Annotated in this window: 3 protein-coding genes; 1 reads left to right on the forward strand and 2 read right to left on the reverse strand. The window is 70.1% G+C overall.

Features of this window, described 5'->3' with window-relative positions:
- Positions 1-284: 284 nt before the first annotated feature.
- Positions 285-1373, forward strand: coding sequence for a type IV pilus twitching motility protein PilT (locus tag QZ483_RS13040; RefSeq protein WP_297084714.1), 1089 nt, complete (start codon positions 285-287; stop codon positions 1371-1373).
- Positions 1374-1531: 158 nt separating this feature from the next.
- Here the strand turns inward: QZ483_RS13040 and QZ483_RS13045 are convergent, their stop codons facing one another.
- Complete coding sequence (locus QZ483_RS13045; protein WP_297084716.1) at positions 1532-2143, reverse strand: GDSL-type esterase/lipase family protein; 612 nt, start codon at positions 2141-2143, stop codon at positions 1532-1534.
- On the reverse strand, positions 2140-3892 hold a 1753-nt coding region (locus QZ483_RS13050; RefSeq protein WP_297084718.1), incomplete at its 5' end, for a multifunctional oxoglutarate decarboxylase/oxoglutarate dehydrogenase thiamine pyrophosphate-binding subunit/dihydrolipoyllysine-residue succinyltransferase subunit. The genes QZ483_RS13045 and QZ483_RS13050, both read right to left, overlap by 4 nt.

Below are 3892 nucleotides of genomic sequence, written 5' to 3' on the forward strand. Positions count from 1 at the left end.
CCCGCCGTAGCGGACGCCCCCTCAGACATGACGAAGCCCGCATCGGGACACCCCGATGCGGGCTTCTGAACGTCTGATCTCAGGCGTTGGGTCGCTTGCCGTGGTTGGCTCCGCCCTTGGCACGCGCCTTGCGCTTGCGGCCTCGCTTGCTCATCGGGATCCCCCTTTCTCACGCCGGTGCTGGAAAACTCGACTATCTATCTTCCCACACTCGTCTTCTGTCGAGGCCCGCGGGCGGCTAGCCTCCCTTCAAGGTTCCGCCCCTACGTGCCGATGGAGTTCCCGTGAGCGATCAGCCAGTCTCAGTCATCCCGTTCCTGCACGCACTCGCGTCCACGGGCGGCTCCGACCTTCACTGCAAGGTGGGGTCCGCGCCGCGCGTGCGCGTCGACGGGCGCCTGCGCAAGCTCCAGGTGCCCCCGCTGACCCCCGCGGACACGCGCAACATGGTCGCGCAGGTGCTCCCCGAGGACCTGGTCGGCAAGTTCCGCGACACCCACGAGGCGGACTTCGCGTTCTCGCTCTCGGGCGTGGGGCGCTTCCGTGTCAACGCGTATGTCGCGCGCGGCACCGACTGCCTGGTGTTCCGTCGCGTCGCGGTGGGAGCGACGCCGATGGAGGACCTGGGGCTGCCGGCCGTGATCGCGGACCTCGCCCTCGAGCCTCGCGGACTGGTCCTGGTCACGGGCCCCACTGGTTCGGGAAAGACCACCACGCTCGCGTCGATGATCGACCTCATCAACACGTACCGCGAGGTGAACATCATCACGATCGAGGACCCCATCGAGGTCCTCCACACGGACAAGAAGGCGATCATCTCGCAGCGCGAGGTGCGCTCCGACACCCTCGACTTCACCGCGGCGCTGCGCGGCGCGATGCGTCAGGACCCGGACGTCATCCTCATCGGCGAGATGCGCGACATCGAGACCGTGCGCGCGGCGCTGACGGCGGCGGAGACGGGCCACCTGGTGCTCGCGACCCTGCACACGGTCGACGCGCAGGACACGATCAACCGCATCATCGACTTCTTCACCCCGCACGAGCAGAGCCAGGTGCGCGCGACGCTGTCGCAGACCCTGCGCGGCATCATCTCCCAGCGCCTGGTCCGCAAGGGCGACGGCTCGGGCCGTACGCTCGCGGCCGAGGTCATGGTCAACCATGGCCGCATCGCGGAGGCGATCGTCGACCCGTCGAGCCAGCCGCCCATCCTCGACCTGATCGCGGACGGCACCTACTACAAGATGCAGACCTTCGATCAGCACCTGTTCCAGCTGGTCGAGGACGAGACCGTGTCGCTGGACGACGCCCTCGCGATCGCGTCGCGTCCGCACGACCTCACCGTCAGCCTGCGCAACGCCGGCGTGATCTCGTAGAGCGTTCTCCAGCCGTCCGGATCCGAGCCGTGGCATCCGGCACTCACGGCCCCCTACGCTGCGGCTGAGCTTCCTCTCCGGCACGACGCGTGAGCGGGTGCCGGACAACGCGCCGCGAGCGGCGATAGAGGGCGGTGAGCGCCGGCCGGGGGAGCGGCTCAGTCGCGGATCGCGGCGCTGGGGTCGATTCCCAGCCACTCGTGCCATGGGGAGTGCAGCACGAGCCAGGCCATGAGGCCGTAGCCGGCCTGCAGCGGGACCTCGCCGCCGGACGTGTCCATGTCCGTGGCCCATTGGTCGTGCCGCGCCAGCGGTCCGAACATGTCGACGTAGGGAACGTCGCGCCGCGCTGCGGCCTCCTCGCACAGGGCCGCGTACTCGGCGAGGGCCCGGCGGTCCTGTACCGCGAGGGGCGGCGGGCCCACGACCATCGCCTTCATGCCGAGGGCCGATGCGCGGTCGAGCGTGTTCGCCAGGTGCAGCCGGGTCATGGTCGGGGAGACCTCACGGGCCACGTCGTGGCGACCGATGGCGAAGACCACGTGGTCCGCTCCGGTCGACAGCTCGGCGGGCCCGCGGCGCCGCAGCGCCTCGTCATCCCAGCGGCTCGCGAGGTCCCCGGTGGGCTCGCCCGGCACTGCCAGCGTGTGGAACCGCAGGTCGAGTGCGAGCGGAATGGTGCGCGCGACCACGCGACCGGCCCAGCCCAGCGCCTTGGGGTCTCCCTGACCAGCGACCAGCTCGTCGCCGACGAAGAAGACGTTCCTCATCGCGACAGCGCCCTCGAGACGAGATCTGCCTGCTCCTCCTTGTGGCGGGAGGACAAGCCCGAGGCCGGCGACGCGGATGCGGGCCGCGTCACGCCCACGACCTCGCGGCCCACGACCTTGGGCAGCGCGTGCGCGAGGTACGTCCAGGCACCCTGGTTGCGCGGCTCCTCCTGCACCCACGTCAGGGGCACGTCGCCGTAGGGTGCGAGCGCCGCGTGGATCGAGTCGTGGTCGAGCGGGTACAGCTGCTCGAGGCGCACGATCGCGGTGGCCTCGTCGCCCGACTTGTCTCGCTCGGCGGCGAGGTCGTAGTAGACCTTGCCCGCGCACAGGATCACGCGTTCGACGCTCGCCGGGTCGACGGTGTCGTCGCCGACAGCAGGCTGGAACGTGCCGGTGGTGAAGTCCTCGACGTCCGACTGTGCGGCGCGCAGGCGCAGCATCGACTTGGGCGTGAAGACGATGAGCGGGCGCCGCGGCCGGTCATAGGCCTGACGGCGGAGCAGGTGGAAGTAGCTCGCGGGGGTCGACGGCATCGCCGCGATCATGTTGTCCTCAGCGCACAGCTGGAGGAAGCGCTCGACGCGGGCCGACGAGTGGTCGGGGCCCTGGCCCTCGTAGCCGTGGGGAAGCAGCAGCACCACGGACGAGGACTGGCCCCACTTCTGCTCGGCGGACGAGATGAACTCGTCGATCACGGTCTGCGCGCCGTTGACGAAGTCGCCGAACTGCGCCTCCCACAGCGTCAGCGCATCGGGCCGCTCGACGGAGTACCCGTACTCGAAGCCCACGATCGCGTACTCGGACAGGGACGAGTCGTAGATGTGCAGCGGCGCCTGGTCCGCGCTCAGGTAGCGCAGCGGCGCCCACTCGGCGCCCGTGGCGCGGTCGTGGAAGACGGCGTGGCGCTGCACGAACGTGCCGCGGCGCGAGTCCTGGCCGGACATGCGCACCGGCACGCCTTCCTGCAGCAGCGAGCCGAAGGCGAGCAGCTCGCCGTAGCCCCAGTCGATGCCGCCCTCGCGGCTCATCGCCTCGCGGCGCTCGAGCAGCTTGCCGAGCTTCGGGTGCACCGCAAACCCCTGAGGAGGACGGGTGTGGGCGCGGCCGATCCGCTCGACCTGAGCCGTGGTGGCGGCGGTCTGCCAGCCCACCATCATGCCGGCGTCCGACGACTGGCTGGCCGGCAGCTCGAGGCCAGAGATCGACTCGGTGTCGGTCCCCTGGAAGCCGTCGCGGGTCTCGATGAAGACGCGCTCGAGCTGTGCGAGGTAGTCCTGCGACACGGCCTCCGCCTCGTCCTCGGTGATGTCGCCGCGGCGGATCAGCGCCTCGGTGTAGAGGTGGCGGACCGAGCGCTTGGCCTCGATCAGGTCGTACATGCGCGGCTGCGTCATCGAGGGATCGTCGCCCTCGTTGTGGCCGCGGCGGCGGTAGCACACCATGTCGATGATGACGTCGCGGCCGAACGCCTCGCGGTATTCGAAGGCGAGCCTCGCGGCGCGCACGCACGCCTCGGGATCGTCGCCGTTCACGTGGAAGATCGGGATCTGGTAGCCCTTGGCGATGTCCGTGCAGTAGCGCGTCGAGCGGGAGTCCCCAGGGCCGGTCGTGAAGCCCACCTGGTTGTTGATGATCACGTGCACGGTGCCGCCGGTGGCGTAGCCGCGCAGCCCCGCCATGTTGAGCGTCTCCATGACCACGCCCTGGCCGGCGAAGGCCGCGTCGCCGTGGACCAGCACCGGCAGG

Origin of the sequence: uncultured Demequina sp., from assembly GCF_913055775.1 — a bacterium.
Classification (GTDB): domain Bacteria; phylum Actinomycetota; class Actinomycetes; order Actinomycetales; family Demequinaceae; genus Demequina.

Coding starts and splice junctions, on each gene's coding strand:
- QZ483_RS13045 (WP_297084716.1), bottom strand. CDS start 2,143: ATGAGGAACGTCTTCTTCGTCGGCGACGAGCTGGTCGCTGGTCAGGGA.